The sequence below is a fragment of the Citrobacter sp. 506 genome (assembly GCF_050434985.1).
GTDB lineage: Bacteria > Pseudomonadota > Gammaproteobacteria > Enterobacterales > Enterobacteriaceae > Citrobacter > Citrobacter braakii.
In genome coordinates, this window is record NZ_JBNDJN010000003.1 from 365,178 (window position 1) to 381,764 (window position 16,587).

Sequence of the window (16,587 nt, forward strand, 5' to 3'; positions counted from 1 at the left end):
ATATAATTTGGAAAGGGTTTCTGTAAAGAAACCCTTTTTTATCTCTCATAAGGTCATTCCTGGCCAACCGTGTTTCCATAACCACATTTTCAATGTAATAAGCACGATATTGCTCACACTAATCAACATTCAAGTCGCATACTATCCCTTATATCCACAATTTTAATATGGCTTAGTTTTTATTAATTTGGACAGGCCGTAGCCAGATTTTTAATTTGTGAAATGGTGTGCTTATGTGTGAAAAATATGTTGAAAGACCGCTTTATTTGTTAATTGCTGACTGGATGATGGCTGAAGATCGTTGGATCACAGCAAAGGAAATTTCCCGCCATTTTGATATTGAACACTGCAAAGCAATTAATACGCTCTCTTATATTCTGTCGGAAGTGGGAGAAATTGTTTGTGAAGTTAAGATGATCCCTAATCAAATTGCAGGCCGCGGCTGCCAGTGCCAGCGTTTGGTGAAAGTCATCAGTATTGATTCTCATCTCTACAGACGATTGAATCACAATTTGCAGGAAAAAAAGGTGAGTGTGGCGAAAACGCCGCGACTGCCAGCGGTTCCCCCAACAGAGCTTAACCGTGAGCAGAAATGGCAGATGATGCTCTCCAAGAGCATGCGTCGATAATGGTGATTTGCCGGATCGGCGTGAGCGCTTCTCCGGCATAAATTACCGTGCTGATTTTGGCTTTACGTCCGTCGTGCCTTTCAGGCGCGGCCGGTTTTTTTCGACCTGCGTTAATGGCAAGGTTTCGTGTAGTCCTGTTTGGCAGCGGATTACAAGGTCCTGATATTCTTTGGTGTTCAGCCGTTTCCAGTCCAGCTCCTGGTCCGTGACTTCACGCAGTACGCGAACCGGTGAACCAACCAGCATCTGCCTTGCCTCTCCCTGAAATCCGGCTTTGACAAAGCTCATGGCGGCGACAATGCTCTCTTCGCCAATCACCGCGCCGTCCATAATCACGCTGTTCATGCCAATCAGCGCATCTCTGCCCACCACGCAGCCGTGCAGAATTGCGCCATGGCCGATGTGTCCATTCTCATGCACGATAGTGTCGGTGTCGCAGTAGCCATGCATGATGCAGCCATCCTGCAGGTTAGAACCGGCTTCCAGAATCAGGCGACCATAGTCACCGCGCAATGAGGCGTGTGGACCAATATAAACCCCGGCCCCCACAATGACATCGCCAATCAGCACAGCGCTGGGATGGACATAGGCATCCGGATGTACCACCGGAATCAGGCCCTCAAAGGCGTAATAGCTCATTGTCTTATCTCGGTTTTATTGCCGGATTGCGGCGTAAATACCTTATCCGGCATAGGCACATTAACGACCTTTCCATACCGGATCGCGTTTTTCCGCAAATGCCTGTGGTCCTTCGAGCGCATCTTCCGAGTGCAGCACCGATGGATAGTGCTTCAGCACACCGCTGCGGATGTACCGGTAGCCTTCTTCCACCGGCATTTCGCTGGTCGCACGGTAAATCTCTTTCAGCGCGGCGATAGCCAGCGGGGCGCTATTTACCAGCTGCTGCGCCAGTTCGCGCGCGCTATCCATCAGTTCGCTCTGGCTGACAACGCGGTTGACGATGCCCCAGCGCAGTGCTTCTTCGGCGCTCATTCGTCTGCCGGTCATCACCATTTCGTTGACGATAGCTGGTGGCAGCAGTTTAGGTAGACGCAGTACGCCGCCGCTGTCAGGCACGATCCCGAGTTTTGCTTCCGGCAGCGCGAAGCTGGCATTTTCCGCACAGACGATAAAATCCGCCGCCAGCGCCAGCTCAAAACCGCCGCCAAACGCGTAGCCGTTTACCGCGGCGATGACCGGCTTATCGAGGTCGAAAATTTCGGTTAAACCAGCGAAGCCGCCTGGGCCAAAATCGGCATCCGGCGCTTCACCTTCGGCCGCCGCTTTTAAGTCCCAGCCCGCAGAAAAGAATTTCTCTCCGCCGCCGGTGATAATTGCTACGCGTAATTCCGGGTCATCACGAAAATTAAGAAAAGCTTCCCCCATTGCAAAGCTGGTTTTAGCGTCAATGGCATTGGCTTTAGGCCGGTCAAGGGTAATTTCCAGGATCGGGCCGTTACGGGTCAGATGTAATGATTCACTCATAGTTCATCTCCAGATAATTAGGTTTCCCGGCCGGAGGAATTCCGACCGGAAGGGTTATTTCAGATTTTTTTTGATTATTTTTCCTGAACAATTGCGCGGCAGGTCGGTTCTTATCTCCATAAAAGAAGGAACCTTGAATTTCGCCATATTGTTTTCGCAGAAGCTGAAGAACTCAGCTTCGCTTAATGTTTCGCCCTCATTAAGGACGACAAAAGCTTTAATGGCTTCATCACGGATCGAGTCTTTAATACCGACAATCACAATGTCCTGAATTTTCGGATGCGCAGAAATAATATTTTCCAGCTCGACGCAGGAGACATTTTCCCCACCGCGTTTAATCATGTTGCAGCGTCTGTCGACGAAATAAAAAAAACCGTCCGCATCCTGGTAACCCGAATCACCGGTATGTAACCACCCTTCAGGTTCCAGCGCTTTGGCAGTAGCGTCGGGTTGCGCGTAGTACTCTTTGAAGATTGTTTTTCCCGGCACGCCTTTAATGCAGATTTCGCCAATTTCTCCGGCGGGCAGGGGACGGTTGTGATCGTCACGGATTTCGGCTTCATAGCTAAAACCCACGCGACCAATAGAAGGCCAGCGCCGTTTGTCTCCAGGGCGATCGCCAATAATGCCCACGATGGTTTCGGTCATACCGTAGGAGGTCAGCAGTCTGACGCCAAAGCGTTCGATAAAGGCATCTTTTTCCTGTTCGGATAAATTGAGATAGAACATCACTTCGCGCAGGTGATGCTGTCTGTCCGTTGTGGCTGCGGGTTGGACCATCAGCGTTCTGATCATCATCGGGATGCATTCGGTGACCGTCGCCTGATATCGACGCACCTGATCCCAGAACGCCCTGGCGCTGTACTTCTCCACCAGCACAAAGGTGCTGCCTGCGGAGAAGGCAGCCATGGCAGCCGTACACTGACAGTCTATATGGAAAGCGGGCATCACCGTCATATAGACGTCATCATCGCGCAGAGCGATTTGCCAGGAGGTGTAGTAGCCCGCAAAGCGCAGGTTGTAGTGGGTAATCACCACCCCTTTAGGCCGCGAGGTGGTGCCTGAGGTAAACAGAATTTCCGCCGTATCGTCAGTGGATAACGCAGGCGTATAGCACAGATTAGTCGACTGGCGGGCTTGCAGTTGGGTAAAGTGGCTCACGCCGTCGTCAACCGGAAGCTGCTCGCCAATCAGACAGATATGATTAAGCGGAGTGGTATTTTCCAGCCGTATCTGGCGGTACATAGGATAAAACTCGGCACTGGTGACCAGCAGGCTCACCTGGCTGTTTTGCAGGATCCAGGCGCTCTCTTCGCCCAGCAAGCGGGCATTAATCGGCACCATAATGGCGCCAATTTTTGCCAGTCCAAACCAGCAAAAGATAAATTCCGGACAGTTATCCAGATGCAATGCGACCTTGTCGCCCTTGCGGATCCCTAAGGAATGGAAAAGGTTCGCCGTGCGGTTTATCTCTTCATTGAGCGAGGCATAGCTATACTGCCGAACGATTCCTTCGCAGGATTCGAAAATTAACGCCGTTTTATCTCCGTACACCCCGGCCAGGTCGTCCCACATCTGACGTAAGTTTTGTCCGCCAACGATATCCATAATGCTTTATCCACTGAAATCAGGCGTGAGCGCTAACCAACCAGCGGGTCAGCGCGTCGCGTTTATTCCTCAACTCTGGCCAGGCCTTTGCCGACCAGCTCATTTATGTCTGCTTCGCTATAACCAATGTTTTTCAGAATGGCGGCGGTATCCATGCCGTGTGACGGCATGCCACGCCAGATTTTCCCTGGGTTGTTTTTAAATTTCGGCATGATGTTCGGCCCTTTGCAGGTGCGGCCGTCCATCGTTTGCCACTGAGTAATGGATTCACGGGCAACGTACTGCGGGTTGCCTTCCAGTTCAGGAATGGTCAGTACCTTCGCGCAGGCGATATTCAGCTCAGCAAAGCGCGCCTGGACTTCGGCGATGGTGTGCTTTGCCAGCCAGGCGTCCAGTTTCTCTTCCACGAGCGGGCCGTAAGGGCATTCCACGCGATGGATAAGCTGGGTGCCTTCCGGGACTTCCGGTGTGCCAAGAATGTGGGCGAGGCCAATATCCTTGAAGCACTCGTTGATTTGCGTGATGCCGACCAGCTCCATGACGATATAGCCATCGGCGCATTTATAGAGACCGCAGCCAGCGTAATACGGGTCTTTGCCTTTGGTCATGCGTGGACAAATTTCGCCACCGTTGAAGTAGTCCATCATGAAGTACTGACCCATGCGCAGCATCACTTCGTACATGGCGATATCAATGCTTTCACCCTTACCCGTTTCGCGTACTTTGTGCAGGGCTGCCAGCGCTGCTGTCGTCGCGGTCATCCCGGAGAAGTAATCGGCGGTGTACGGGAAGGCAGGCATCGGCTGATCAACATCACCGTTTTGGATCAGATAGCCGCTGAACGCCTGCGCGATGGTGTTATATGCCGGAAGATTGGTGTACTCCTCGGTACCAAACTGGCCGAAGCCGGAAAGGTGGGCGATAACCAGTTTCGGGTTATGTTCCCACAGCACGTCATCGGTAATACCGCGGCGAGCAAAGGCCGGGCCTTTACTGGCTTCAATGAAAATATCGGTGGTTTCCATGAGCTTCAGAAACGCTTCCCGGCCTTCATCTTTGAAAATATTCAGCGACAGGGCGTGCAGGTTGCGGCGTGAGAGCTGTGGATAGTTAGGTTGCACGCGGATGGTATCGGCCCATGCGACGTTTTCAATCCAGATAACCTCAGCACCCCATTCGGCGAACATCTGTCCGGCGAACGGGCCGGCAATTTCGATCCCTGAAAAAACCACGCGTACCCCGGCAAGTGGGCCAAAGGTTGGCATTGGTAAATGATTCATAATTTTGCTCCTGGCATTTTTTGTAGGCCCGGTAGGCGCAGCGCCACCGGGCATGTTGCCGGATGGCGGCGTAAACGCCTTATCCGGCCTACGAATCGTGCTGAATTAGCGGTATTGCTTGAGTACCGCACGACCCAACGTCAGGATCTGCATTTCATCAGAGCCACCAGAAACACGGTCAACGCGCAGATCGCGCCAGAAACGCGTGATGCGATGGTTACCCGCGATACCTACACCGCCCAGCACCTGCATGGCGGTATCGACCACTTCAAACGCAGCGTTGGCGCAGAAGTATTTGCACATTGCCGCATCGCCCGAAGTAATGGTGCCGTTATCCGCTTTCCATGCCGCTTCAAGCAGCATGTTTTTCATGGAATTCAGTTTGATCGCCATATGCGCGAACTTCTCCTGAATCAGCTGGAAACGGCCGATCGTTTCGCCAAACTGCACGCGCTGATTGGCGTAGCGCGCGGCGTCTTCAAAAGCGCACATTGCCGTACCGTAGTTGGTCAGTGCGACAAGGAAACGTTCATGATCGAACTCTTCTTTCACGCGGTTGAAACCATTACCTTCCCGACCGAACATGTCTTTCTCGTCCAGTTCAACGTCGTCAAAGGTGATTTCACAGCAGCTATCCATGCGCAGACCGAGTTTCTCCAGCTTGTTGACCTTGATACCCGCTTTGCTCATGTCAACGAACCACTCGGTGTAAACAGGTTTATCCGGCGATGCACCATCTCTCGCCATAACCACGATGTACGGGGTATAGGCGCTACTGGTGATAAAGCACTTACTGCCATTAAGATAAACCTTACCATTTTTACGTGTATAAGTGGTTTTCAGGCTGCCAACATCCGATCCCGCTCCCGGTTCGGTGATGGCAGAGTTCCACATCTGCTTACCGGTGCCCTGGAACGCCATGATTTTATCGATTTGCTCCTGAGTCCCTTCACGCAGGAACGTGTTAAAACCGCCCGGTAACTGGTACAGCACGTAGGTTGGTGCGCCCAGGCGTCCGAGTTCCATCCAGACTGCAGCGACGGTAACAAAACCCGCTTCCAGTCCACCGTGTTCTTCAGGAATCAACAGACTATCAATGCCCATATCCGCCAGCGCTTTAACAAAACGCTCAGGGTAGACGCTGTCACGATCGCACTCGGCAAAATAAGCTTCCCAGTTCTCACTGGCCATCAATTCACGAATACCGGCGACAAACAGCTCCTGCTCGTCATTTAAGTTGAAATCCATCTTTCAGCCTCTTGATCAATTGGGTTAATAAGAATTACTTGTCTTTCCAGTGCACTTTGGCGTCTTTAATAAAGGACAGCGTCACCATGATGTTGACGAAGAACAGCGGACATCCTCCGGCGATAATCGCGGTCTGAATCGGCTTCAGCCCACCCAGCGCCAGCAGAACGATACCGATGATGCCGACCAGAACGGACCAGCCGATACGCACTAACAGCGGCGGTTCTTCACCATCGCGGACTTCACGACAGGTGGACATCGCCAGGGTGTAAGAGCAGGCGTTAATCAGCGTCACCGTGGCAATAAAGCAGAGGATGAAGAATCCCCACATGGTGGCGGTGCTGAGCGGTAAAGCAGCCCAGGTTTCGATAATGGCGCGCGCCACGCCGTGTTGTTCAATCAGCTGCGGGATGTTGAGAATGTTTTTATCCATCAGCAGCAGCGTGTTGCTGCCAAGGACTGTCCACAGGATCCAGGTCGACGCGGTCAGGCCCAGCACCATCCCGAAGCACAGTTCACGGACGGTACGACCACGCGAAATACGGGCCAGGAAGATACTCATCTGGATGGCGTAAATGACCCACCACGCCCAGTAGAAGACGGTCCAGCCCTGTGGGAAGCCGCCTTTACCGATGGCATCGGTATAGAACAGCATCCGCGGCAGATACATCAACAGCATGCCGACGGAGTCGGTGAAGTAGTTCATGATGAAGCTGGCGCCGCTGACGATAAACACCCAGCCCAGCATCAGGAAGCTCAGATAGCTACGCACGTCGCTGGCGATCTTCACCCCTTTTTGCAGGCCGCAGGCCACGCAAATGGCGTTCAATATGATCCAGCAGGTAATGATGATTGCGTCGAGTTGCAGCGTATGCGGAATACCGAACAGATACTGCATGCACTCGGTTACCAGCGGAGTGGCCAGACCGAGGCTGGTACCCATCGCGAAGATCAGCGCCACCAGATAGAAGTTATCAACGATGGTGCCGAACAGCCCTTTTGCATGCTTCTCGCCCACTAACGGTACCAGCGTGGAGCTGGGACGGATGACGTCCATCTTGCGCACAAAGAAGAAGTAGGCGAAAGCCACGGAAAGGAAACTGTAGGTTGCCCACGGCAACGGTCCCCAGTGGAACAGGCTGTACGCCAGGCCCAGCTCTTTCGCGCCCGTGGAGTTAGGTGCGAGAGCAAACGGCGGGGTGGAGATGTAGTAGTAGATCTCGATGGAACCCCAGAACAGCACCGCGGCGGATGTACAGGAAGCGAACATCATAAAAATCCAGCTGGCGGTACTAAACTCTGGTTTTTCGTCGCCTAATTTCTTTTTGGCATACGGGCCAAAGACCAACCAGAACCAGCCGAAGAGCATGACGACCATATACCATTCAAATGCCCAGCCCCAGACATTGGTGACATAACTGAATACCGCATTAATAACGACGTTAGCGGCATCGAGATCTCTTACAGTTAGCCAACAAAGTATCCCAACTATTATTAATGGCGGAAAAAAAACCTTCGGTTCAATTCCCGATTTTCTCTTTTCATTTTTCATAAGTGAATTCCAGTGTGAAAACGAAACTTATTTAGCGTGCCCGTGCATGATCGTTTGTTTATTTATTATTAATGATTTGTTGATAACTTTTTAACCTCTGGGAGCGCCTCAGTGAGTAACCCATAATGAGTATTCATATCGGGTGGTTCTGTTATCTTAGTCACACTTTTTTATGCTGAGTAATTCGCTTAAAAATTTGATGTTTTTTGTTTTTAATCAATTAGTTGAATGTGGTTTTTTAACTTTTTTAAGTGGCTGGCGTTCAATATTGTTGAACCCGCAGACAATATTGAAAATTTTCATATTTGACGTGATTCTTTCAATATTGGTGAGGTGCATAACACTATTGAAAGTTACGAATTTCAATGTGTGACATTTTCAATATTGGTGATTAAGGTTTTATTTCCGAATTAAAGAGCGTGATATCTGTATTTAACACTGCCGATATAAATACGTTTCCTTCATGATTTCTGGAGATGCAATGAAGATAATTACTTGCTACAAATGCGTACCTGATGAACAGGATATTGCGATTAATAATGCTGATGGTTCACTCGATTTCAGCAAAGCGGATGGCAAAATAAGCCAGTATGATCTGAATGCGATCGAAGCGGCTTGTCAGTTGAAACAACAGTCAGGAGAGGCCCTGGTTGTGGCCATGAGCGTCGGCGGCAAAGCGCTGACCAATGCAAAAGGGCGAAAAGATGTGCTTTCCCGTGGCCCAGATGAACTGATTGTTGTTATTGACGATCAATTTGAGCAGGCGCTGCCGCAACAAACTGCCAGCGCGCTGGCAGCCGCCGCGCAAAAAGCAGGTTTCGATCTGCTTATTTGCGGTGACGGTTCTTCCGATCTTTATGCTCAGCAGGTTGGTCTGCTGGTGGGCGAAGCGCTGAACGTTCCGGCGATTAACGGCGTGAGTAAAATCCTCTCTCTTACTGACAGCACTTTGACGGTAGAGCGTGAACTTGAAGATGAAGTCGAAACTCTGAGCATTCCGCTTCCGGCGGTGATCGCGGTCTCAACGGACATCAACACCCCACAAATCCCTTCCATGAAAGCCATTCTTGGCGCGGCGAAAAAACCGGTTCAGGTCTGGTCGCCGGCAGACATTGGCCTGAACAGCGCGCAGGCATATTCCGAACAACACGTTGCTGCACCGAAGCAGCGCGAGCGTCAGCGCGTTGTAATTGAAGGTGACGGTGAAGAACAGATTGCCGCGTTTGTCGAGAATCTTCGCAAAATCATTTAATTATCAGGGGATGTTATGAACAAATTTTCCAGTATCTGGGTATTCAGCGATACCCCTTCTCGTCTGCCGGAACTGATGAATGGTGCGCAGGCTTTAGGTGAAAAAGTTAACACGTTTGTGCTGAGTGAAGCGGACTGCGCGACGGCATGCCATTTAGGCGCAGATGATGTCTGGTTACTCAGCGGTAAACCAGAAGACCGTATGGTCGAAGACTACGCTGATGTGATGGCCGAAACTATTCGTCAGCACAGCGAGGGCGGGGCGGTGCTGCTGCCGAATACGCGTCGCGGCAAGCTGTTAGCGGCAAAACTGGGTTTTCGCTTGTCGGCAGCGGTCTCAAATGACGCCAGTGCAGTCGCCGTGCAGGACGGAAAAGCGGCGGTAAAACATATGGTCTACGGCGGCCTGGCGATGGGGGCAGAAACAATCGCTTCACCGTTCGCCGTGATAACGCTCAGCAGTGGAACGTTTGACGCGCAGCAACCGGATACCGCCCGCAGCGGCGAGGTGCACAGTGTGTCATGGCAGGCTCCGGCTGTAGCCGTTACTCGTACGGCAACTCAGGCACGTCAGAGCAACAGCGTCGACCTCGACAAAGCCCGTCTGGTGGTTAGCGTGGGACGCGGGATCGGCAGCAAAGAAAATATCTCGCTGGCGGAGGCGCTGTGCCAGACGATTGGTGCCGAGCTGGCGTGCTCCCGTCCGGTGGCGGAAAACGAGAAGTGGATGGAGCACGAACGCTACGTCGGCATCTCCAACCTGATGCTCAAGCCGGAACTGTATCTGGCCGTGGGGATCTCCGGGCAGATCCAACATATGGTCGGCGCCAACGGCGCGCAGACGATTTTCGCCATCAACAAAGATAAAAATGCGCCGATCTTCCAGTATGCGGATTTTGGCATCGTTGGCGATGCACTGAAGATCCTGCCTGCGCTGACGGCTGCTTTAGCGCGTTAAACCATTTCGGGCAGGATGCGAAGGTGTCCTGCCGCTGACAGGAGTACGTATGTCCGAAGATATCTTTGATGCCATCATCGTGGGTGCAGGTCTGGCGGGTTCGGTTGCGGCGCTGGTGCTGGCTCGGGAGGGCGCACAGGTGCTGGTTATCGAGCGCGGCAATTCTGCTGGCGCGAAGAATGTCACCGGTGGGCGCATGTATGCGCATAGCCTGGAGAACATCATTCCCGGTTTTGCTGAGCAGGCCCCCATTGAACGCATCATCACCCACGAAAAACTCGCCTTTATGACCGACAAAGGGGCGATGACCATCGACTATTGCAACGGCGAAGACGCCAAATCGTCGCAGGTTTCTTACTCTGTCTTACGCAGTAAATTTGACGCCTGGCTGATGGAACAGGCCGAAGAAGCTGGCGCTCAGCTCATCACTGGTATCCGCGTGGATAACGTTGTGCAGCGCGAGGGCAAAGTCGTGGGCGTGGAAGCCGATGGCGATATTCTGGAAGCCAAAGTGGTGATCCTTGCCGACGGAGTGAATTCTCTGTTGGCTGAAAAGTTGGGTATGGCAAAGCGCGTCGAGGCATCGCATGTTGCCGTCGGCGTAAAAGAGCTGATCGAGTTGCCGAAATCGGTAATTGAAGATCGTTTCCAGTTACAAGGGAACGAAGGGGCTGCCTGTCTGTTTGCCGGATCGCCCACCGATGGGTTGATGGGTGGTGGCTTTCTCTATACGAATGAAACGACCCTTTCTCTGGGACTGGTCTGCGGCCTTCATCATCTGAAAGATGCGAAAAAATCGGTTCCGCAAATGCTGGAAGATTTCAAACAACATCCGGCGGTTGCCCCGCTGATCGCCGGTGGCAAGCTGGTGGAATATGCCGCGCACGTCGTACCGGAAGCCGGTATCAACATGCAGCCAGAACTGGTGGGGGACGGCGTACTGATTGCTGGTGACGCTGCCGGAATGTGTATGAACCTCGGCTTTACCATTCGCGGTATGGATCTCGCCATATCCGCAGGTGAAGCGGCGGCGAAAACGGTGCTTTCCGCAATGAAGCGCGACGATTTTAGCAAGCAGTCGCTGGGGGAATACCGTCAGCATCTGGACGAAGGCCCGATGCGCGATATGCGCATGTATCAGAAGCTACCCGCTTTTCTTGATAACCCACGCATGTTTACCGCTTATCCGGAAATGGCGGTCAGCATTGCGCGCGACCTGTTCACCGTGGATGGTTCGGCACCGGTGCCAATGCGTAAAAAAATCCTGCGCCATGCGAAGAAAGTGGGCTTCATCAACCTGATGAAAGATGGCCTGAAAGGAGTGACCGTATTATGACATCTCCCGTCAACGTGGACGTCAAACTGGGCGTCAATAAGTTCAATGTGGATGAAGACAGTCCACATATCATTCTCAAAACCGATCCTGATAAACAGGCGCTGGAGGTGCTGATTAAGGCCTGTCCGGCTGGCCTGTATAAAAAGCAGGATGACGGTAGCGTACGTTTTGATTATGCCGGATGCCTGGAATGCGGAACGTGCCGCATTCTCGGACTGGATACAGCGCTGGAAAAATGGGAATACCCGCGTGGGACGTTTGGCGTGGAGTTCCGCTACGGCTAAACCTGGTGCCGGATGGCGGCTTCGCCTTATCCGGCCTACAGGAACAATGCGTAGGCCTGATAAGCGTAACGTCATCAGGCATTAAGTTAAAATAAAACAGGACATAACCATGCAGCAGCCCAGGAACTTTGATGACATCAAATTCACCTCTATTCACCGCCGGATAATGCTGTGGGGAAGCGGTGGGCCGTTTCTGGATGGTTATGTGCTGGTGATGATTGGCGTGGCACTGGAACAGCTCACGCCAGCATTGAAACTGGATGCGCAGTGGATTGGTCTGCTGGGCGCCGGTACGCTCGCGGGTCTGTTTGTGGGGACGTCGCTGTTTGGCTACATTTCCGACAAGGTCGGGCGGCGCAAAATGTTCATTATCGATATTATCGCCATTGGCGTGATATCGGCGGCAACCATGTTTGTCTCCTCGCCCGTTGAGCTGTTGGTAATGCGCGTGCTGATCGGCATTGTAATTGGTGCCGACTACCCGATCGCCACCTCGATGATTACCGAGTTCTCCAATACCCGCCAGCGCGCTTTCTCCATCGGTTTTATCGCCGCTATGTGGTATGTCGGCGCCACCTGTGCCGATCTGGTCGGCTACTGGTTGTATGATGTTGAGGGCGGATGGCGCTGGATGTTGGGCAGCGCGGTGATCCCCTGCATTTTGATCCTGATTGGGCGTTTCGATCTTCCTGAATCGCCGCGCTGGCTGCTGCGTAAAGGTCGGGTGAAAGAGTGTGAGGAGATGATGATCAAACTGTTCGGCGAACCGGTGGTGTTCGACGAAGAAGCGCCGCAGGAGACGCGCTTTCTTCAGCTATTTAATCGCCGTCATTTCCCGTTTGTACTGTTTGTCGCCGCTATCTGGACTTGTCAGGTGATCCCGATGTTTGCCATTTATACCTTTGGTCCGCAGATTGTGGGGCTACTGGGGCTTGGTGCCGGGAAAAGCGCCGCGTTGGGAAATGTGGTAATCAGCTTGTGCTTTATGTTGGGGTGCATTCCTCCCATGTTCTGGCTTAATAGCGCGGGCCGACGACCGCTGTTAATTGGCAGCTTCATTATGATGACGCTGGCGCTGGCCGTTCTAGGGTTAATCCCTGATATGGGCGCGTGGCTGGTGGTGCTGGCGTTTGCCGTATACGCGTTTTTCTCTGGGGGACCAGGAAACCTGCAATGGCTATACCCTAACGAACTGTTTCCCACTGATATTCGTGCGTCTGCCGTCGGGGTGATTATGTCCTTAAGCCGTATCGGCACCATTGTTTCAACCTGGGCGCTGCCAGTGTTCATCACCAAATACGGGATCAGTAATGTCATGTTGATGGGGGCGGGAATTTCGCTGATCGGCCTGCTCGTGTCCATCGCTTTCGCCCCGGAAACGCGAGGTCTGACGCTGGCGCAAACCAGCCAAATGACGATCCGCAGTAAACCCGTGACCAGGACGGGTTATTAGGAGTGTTCTGTATTTTCCCTGCAACTCAGTCAGTTAGCCTACAGTTAACGGGTATATCACTGAAAACGACTGAAAAGCAGGGAGAACACCATGCAAAAACATATTCTGATCACCTCTATTTTTACCGCAGCAGCACTGTTCACCGTAGCCGGTTGCTCCTCGAACCAGGCGGTTAAAACGACCGATGGCAAAACAATCGTGACCGACGGCAAACCGCAAGTTGATGATGATACAGGCCTGGTGTCGTACAAAAATGCGCAAACGGGTAAGACGGAACAAATTAACCGCGATCAGGTTAAAGATATGAGCGAACTGGATAACTAGTTCAGTTTTCTCCATTCAACCACTCAATAATATTGACTGTTAGCCTGCGGATTAACTGACTAAACTCACTGTTATTACAATAATGCAGTGAAACAGGCTAATCATGATCCTCATCATTTATGCGCATCCCTATCCGCAGCACTCGCATGCGAATAAGCGGATGCTTGAACAGGCAAGGATGCTGGAGGGCGTGGAGATCCGCTCGCTCTACCAGCTTTACCCCGACTTCAATATCGATATTGCCGCTGAACAGGATGCGCTGGCGCGCGCTGATTTGATTATCTGGCAGCATCCTATGCAATGGTATAGCACACCTCCCTTACTCAAGCTGTGGATGGATAAGGTCCTTTCACACGGTTGGGCATATGGCCACGGCGGGACTGCGCTCCACGGTAAACATCTGCTGTGGGCAGTGACGACCGGCGGCGGCGAAAACCACTTTGATATTGGCTCCCACCCCGGATTTGATGTGCTTTCCCAGCCCTTACAGGCAACGGCGCTCTACTGTGGGCTCAAATGGCTGCCGCCGTTTGCGATGCACTGTACGTTTATCTGTGATGATGAAACTCTGCAGGCGCAGGCGCGTCATTACAAACAGCGTCTGTTGGAGTGGCAGGAGGTTCATCATGGATAACCATACGCTAATACAGGCGCTGATTTATCTCGGATCGGCGGCGCTGATTGTCCCCATTGCCGTGCGACTGGGGCTAGGGTCAGTGCTGGGGTATCTCATCGCAGGGTGCATTATTGGACCATGGGGCCTGAGGATGGTGACCGATGCTGAATCAATCCTGCATTTTGCCGAGATTGGCGTGGTGTTGATGCTGTTTGTCATCGGTCTGGAGCTGGATCCGCAACGTTTGTGGAAACTGCGGGCCTCGGTGTTCGGTGGTGGTGCGCTGCAGATGGTGGTATGCGGCGGTCTGATTGGTTTGTTCTGTATGTTCCTCGGCCTACGCTGGCAGGTAGCGGAACTGATCGGCATGACGCTGGCGCTTTCCTCCACGGCTATTGCTATGCAGGCGATGAATGAGCGGAACCTGATGGTTTCGCAAATGGGACGCAGCGCGTTTGCCGTGCTGTTGTTCCAGGATATCGCCGCTATTCCTCTGGTGGCGATGATCCCATTACTTGCGGCGAGCGGAGCATCGACAACGCTTGGGGCGTTTGCGCTCTCCGCCCTTAAGGTGGCGAGCGCCCTGGTGCTGGTGGTGTTGCTGGGGCGTTATGTGACGCGTCCGGCCTTGCGTTTTGTCGCTCGTTCTGGCCTGCGGGAAGTATTCAGTGCCGTTGCGCTGTTCCTCGTTTTTGGCTTCGGTCTGCTGTTGGAAGAGGTTGGACTGTCGATGGCGATGGGGGCGTTCCTGGCTGGCGTGCTGCTGGCAAGCTCTGAGTATCGTCACGCGCTGGAAAGCGATATCGAGCCATTTAAAGGGCTGCTGCTGGGACTGTTTTTCATCGGCGTCGGGATGTCTATCGACTTTGGTACGCTGATTGATAATCCCTTGCGCATTATCATTCTGTTGGTCGGTTTCCTGGTTATCAAAACCGTCATGCTGTGGCTGATAGCGAAACCCTTACAGGTGCCGAACAAGCAGCGCAGATGGTTTGCCGTGTTATTAGGGCAGGGCAGTGAGTTTGCCTTCGTGGTGTTTGGCGCGGCGCAAATGGCAAACGTGCTTGATCCTGATTGGGCGAAATCTCTGACGCTGGCGGTGGCGCTGTCGATGGCGGCGACGCCGATTTTACTGGTAATTCTGACGCGTCTGGAAAAATCGGCGACCGGTGAAGAGCGGGAAGCAGATGAAATCGACGAGGAACAACCTCGTGTGATCATTGCCGGGTTTGGGCGATTTGGTCAGATAACCGGTCGTCTGTTGTTGTCAAGCGGGGTCAAAATGGTGGTTCTTGATCATGACCCGGACCATATCGAAACGCTGCGTAAATTCGGCATGAAGGTTTTCTATGGCGATGCGACGCGGATGGATCTGCTGGAGTCTGCCGGGGCAGCTAAAGCTGAAGTTATTATTAACGCCATTGACGATCCGCAAACCAGCCTGCAACTGACCGAAATGGTGAAACAGTATTTCCCGCATCTGCAAATTATTGCCCGTGCGCGCGACGTGGATCATTACATTCGCCTGCGCCAGGCTGGCGTGGAGATGCCGGAACGTGAAACCTTTGAGGGCGCGCTGAAGACCGGACGTCTGGCACTGGAAGGTCTTGGGCTTGGACGCTATGAAGCGCGTGAGCGGGCCGATGTATTCCGCCGCTTCAACACGCTGATGGTTGAGGAGATGGTGAAAGGGGAAAATGACGCAACGTCCCGCGCGGCGGTATATAAACGCACCAGCGAAATGCTGAGTGAAATTATTGCGGAAGATCGTCAGCACTTATCATTAATTCAACGCCATGGCTGGCAAGGCACGGATGAAGGTAAGCATACGGGCGACGTCGCCGATGAGCCGGAAGTGAAACCGTCAGCATAGGGTAAAAAATGTGATGTTCTGCAAACTTTACTGCTAATTGGCTGTTTTTGAACTACTGTAATGCTGGCGTACCACCTTAAATAGGTCGGTTCGCCAGCAGAACGGAAAATTTTCATGCTCATCCTCTTTCCGCCAGTCGACGAAAGATTGCGCTTTCCGTATAGTGGCGACAATTTTTTTGTATCCGGGAAACATTCAATGATCAGTCTGATTGCGGCGTTAGCGGTAGATCGCGTCATCGGTATGGAAAATGCCATGCCATGGAACCTACCTGCCGATCTCGCCTGGTTTAAACGTAATACCTTAAACAAGCCGGTTGTCATGGGACGCCACACGTGGGAATCCATCGGGCGACCGTTGCCAGGGCGCAAAAATATCGTCATCAGCAGCAAGCCTGGCACCGACGATCGCGTGCAGTGGGTGAAGTCTGTTGAGGAAGCGATCGCGGCCTGTGGCGATGAACCTGAAATCATGGTTATTGGCGGTGGGCGTGTGTATGAGCAGTTCCTGCCGAAAGCGCAGAAACTGTATCTGACACACATTGATGCGGAAGTTGAAGGGGATACGCATTTCCCGGACTACGAACCGGATGACTGGGAATCGGTGTTCAGTGAATTCCACGATGCTGACGCGCAAAACTCCCACAGCTACTGCTTCGAGATTTTGGAACGTCGTTAATGTGGATGCCTG

Annotated in this window: 16 protein-coding genes; 10 read left to right on the top strand and 6 right to left on the bottom strand. The window is 52.5% G+C overall.

The features are described 5' to 3' along the window. Positions 1-233: 233 nt before the first annotated feature. Positions 234-629 (top strand): carnitine metabolism transcriptional regulator CaiF, encoded by a 396-nt coding sequence (caiF, locus tag ABIE10_RS14705; protein ID WP_016151651.1) that lies wholly within the window; start codon positions 234-236, stop codon positions 627-629. Between the two features lie 42 nt (positions 630-671). Here the strand turns inward: caiF and caiE are convergent, their stop codons facing one another. From caiE to caiT, 6 genes are all read right to left on the bottom strand, one after another. Further along, on the bottom strand, positions 672-1,268 hold the full coding sequence (gene caiE, locus ABIE10_RS14710; RefSeq protein WP_049042508.1) for a carnitine operon protein CaiE: 597 nt from the start codon (positions 1,266-1,268) through the stop codon (positions 672-674). A 60-nt stretch (positions 1,269-1,328) separates the two neighbouring features. Further along, positions 1,329-2,114 carry a crotonobetainyl-CoA hydratase gene (gene caiD / locus ABIE10_RS14715; protein WP_000004376.1) on the bottom strand — a complete coding sequence of 262 codons (786 nt, stop codon included), beginning with the start codon at positions 2,112-2,114 and terminating at the stop codon, positions 1,329-1,331. 54 nt (positions 2,115-2,168) lie between these two features. After that, the gene (caiC, locus tag ABIE10_RS14720) at positions 2,169-3,722 is read right to left on the bottom strand and encodes a crotonobetaine/carnitine-CoA ligase (RefSeq protein ID WP_429156145.1); all 1,554 of its coding nucleotides are present in this window, start codon (positions 3,720-3,722) and stop codon (positions 2,169-2,171) included. A 62-nt stretch (positions 3,723-3,784) separates the two neighbouring features. Next, positions 3,785-5,002: an L-carnitine CoA-transferase gene (gene caiB / locus ABIE10_RS14725; protein WP_429156147.1), complete on the bottom strand. Its 1,218-nt coding sequence runs from the start codon at positions 5,000-5,002 to the stop codon at positions 3,785-3,787. A gap of 105 nt (positions 5,003-5,107) precedes the next feature. Continuing rightward, positions 5,108-6,250 carry a crotonobetainyl-CoA dehydrogenase gene (caiA, locus tag ABIE10_RS14730; protein ID WP_003018898.1) on the bottom strand — a complete coding sequence of 381 codons (1,143 nt, stop codon included), beginning with the start codon at positions 6,248-6,250 and terminating at the stop codon, positions 5,108-5,110. A 34-nt stretch (positions 6,251-6,284) separates the two neighbouring features. After that, positions 6,285-7,802 (bottom strand): L-carnitine/gamma-butyrobetaine antiporter, encoded by a 1,518-nt coding sequence (gene caiT, locus ABIE10_RS14735; protein WP_019078351.1) that lies wholly within the window; start codon positions 7,800-7,802, stop codon positions 6,285-6,287. A gap of 481 nt (positions 7,803-8,283) precedes the next feature. On the opposite strand from caiT, the gene ABIE10_RS14740 reads away from it, so the two are divergent. The 9 genes from ABIE10_RS14740 (at position 8,284) to folA (ending at position 16,575) form a co-directional block, all read left to right on the top strand. After that, positions 8,284-9,054, top strand: coding sequence for an electron transfer flavoprotein FixA (locus ABIE10_RS14740; RefSeq protein ID WP_016155670.1), 771 nt, complete (start codon positions 8,284-8,286; stop codon positions 9,052-9,054). Positions 9,055-9,069: 15 nt separating this feature from the next. Then, positions 9,070-10,011 (top strand): electron transfer flavoprotein subunit alpha/FixB family protein, encoded by a 942-nt coding sequence (locus ABIE10_RS14745; RefSeq protein WP_016155671.1) that lies wholly within the window; start codon positions 9,070-9,072, stop codon positions 10,009-10,011. 49 nt (positions 10,012-10,060) lie between these two features. Further along, a complete protein-coding gene (locus ABIE10_RS14750; RefSeq protein WP_047358345.1) occupies positions 10,061-11,347 on the top strand; it encodes an FAD-dependent oxidoreductase in 1,287 nt (428 codons plus the stop codon). Then, complete coding sequence (fixX, locus tag ABIE10_RS14755) at positions 11,344-11,631, top strand: ferredoxin-like protein FixX (RefSeq protein ID WP_000203736.1); 288 nt, start codon at positions 11,344-11,346, stop codon at positions 11,629-11,631. The genes ABIE10_RS14750 and fixX overlap by 4 nt, the downstream gene beginning before the upstream one ends. A 109-nt stretch (positions 11,632-11,740) precedes the next feature. Further along, entirely contained in the window at positions 11,741-13,084 is a 1,344-nt protein-coding gene (locus ABIE10_RS14760; protein WP_016151659.1) for an MFS transporter, read from the top strand. 90 nt (positions 13,085-13,174) lie between these two features. After that, positions 13,175-13,408, top strand: a complete 234-nt coding sequence (locus ABIE10_RS14765) for a YgdI/YgdR family lipoprotein (RefSeq protein ID WP_003018880.1) — start codon at positions 13,175-13,177, stop codon at positions 13,406-13,408. A gap of 103 nt (positions 13,409-13,511) precedes the next feature. Then, positions 13,512-14,042, top strand: coding sequence for a glutathione-regulated potassium-efflux system oxidoreductase KefF (gene kefF / locus ABIE10_RS14770; RefSeq protein WP_016151660.1), 531 nt, complete (start codon positions 13,512-13,514; stop codon positions 14,040-14,042). After that, positions 14,035-15,897: a glutathione-regulated potassium-efflux system protein KefC gene (gene kefC / locus ABIE10_RS14775; protein ID WP_016151661.1), complete on the top strand. Its 1,863-nt coding sequence runs from the start codon at positions 14,035-14,037 to the stop codon at positions 15,895-15,897. The genes kefF and kefC overlap by 8 nt, the downstream gene beginning before the upstream one ends. Positions 15,898-16,095: 198 nt before the next feature. Continuing rightward, entirely contained in the window at positions 16,096-16,575 is a 480-nt protein-coding gene (gene folA, locus ABIE10_RS14780; RefSeq protein WP_016151662.1) for a type 3 dihydrofolate reductase, read from the top strand. The last annotated feature ends 12 nt before the right edge of the window (positions 16,576-16,587 follow it).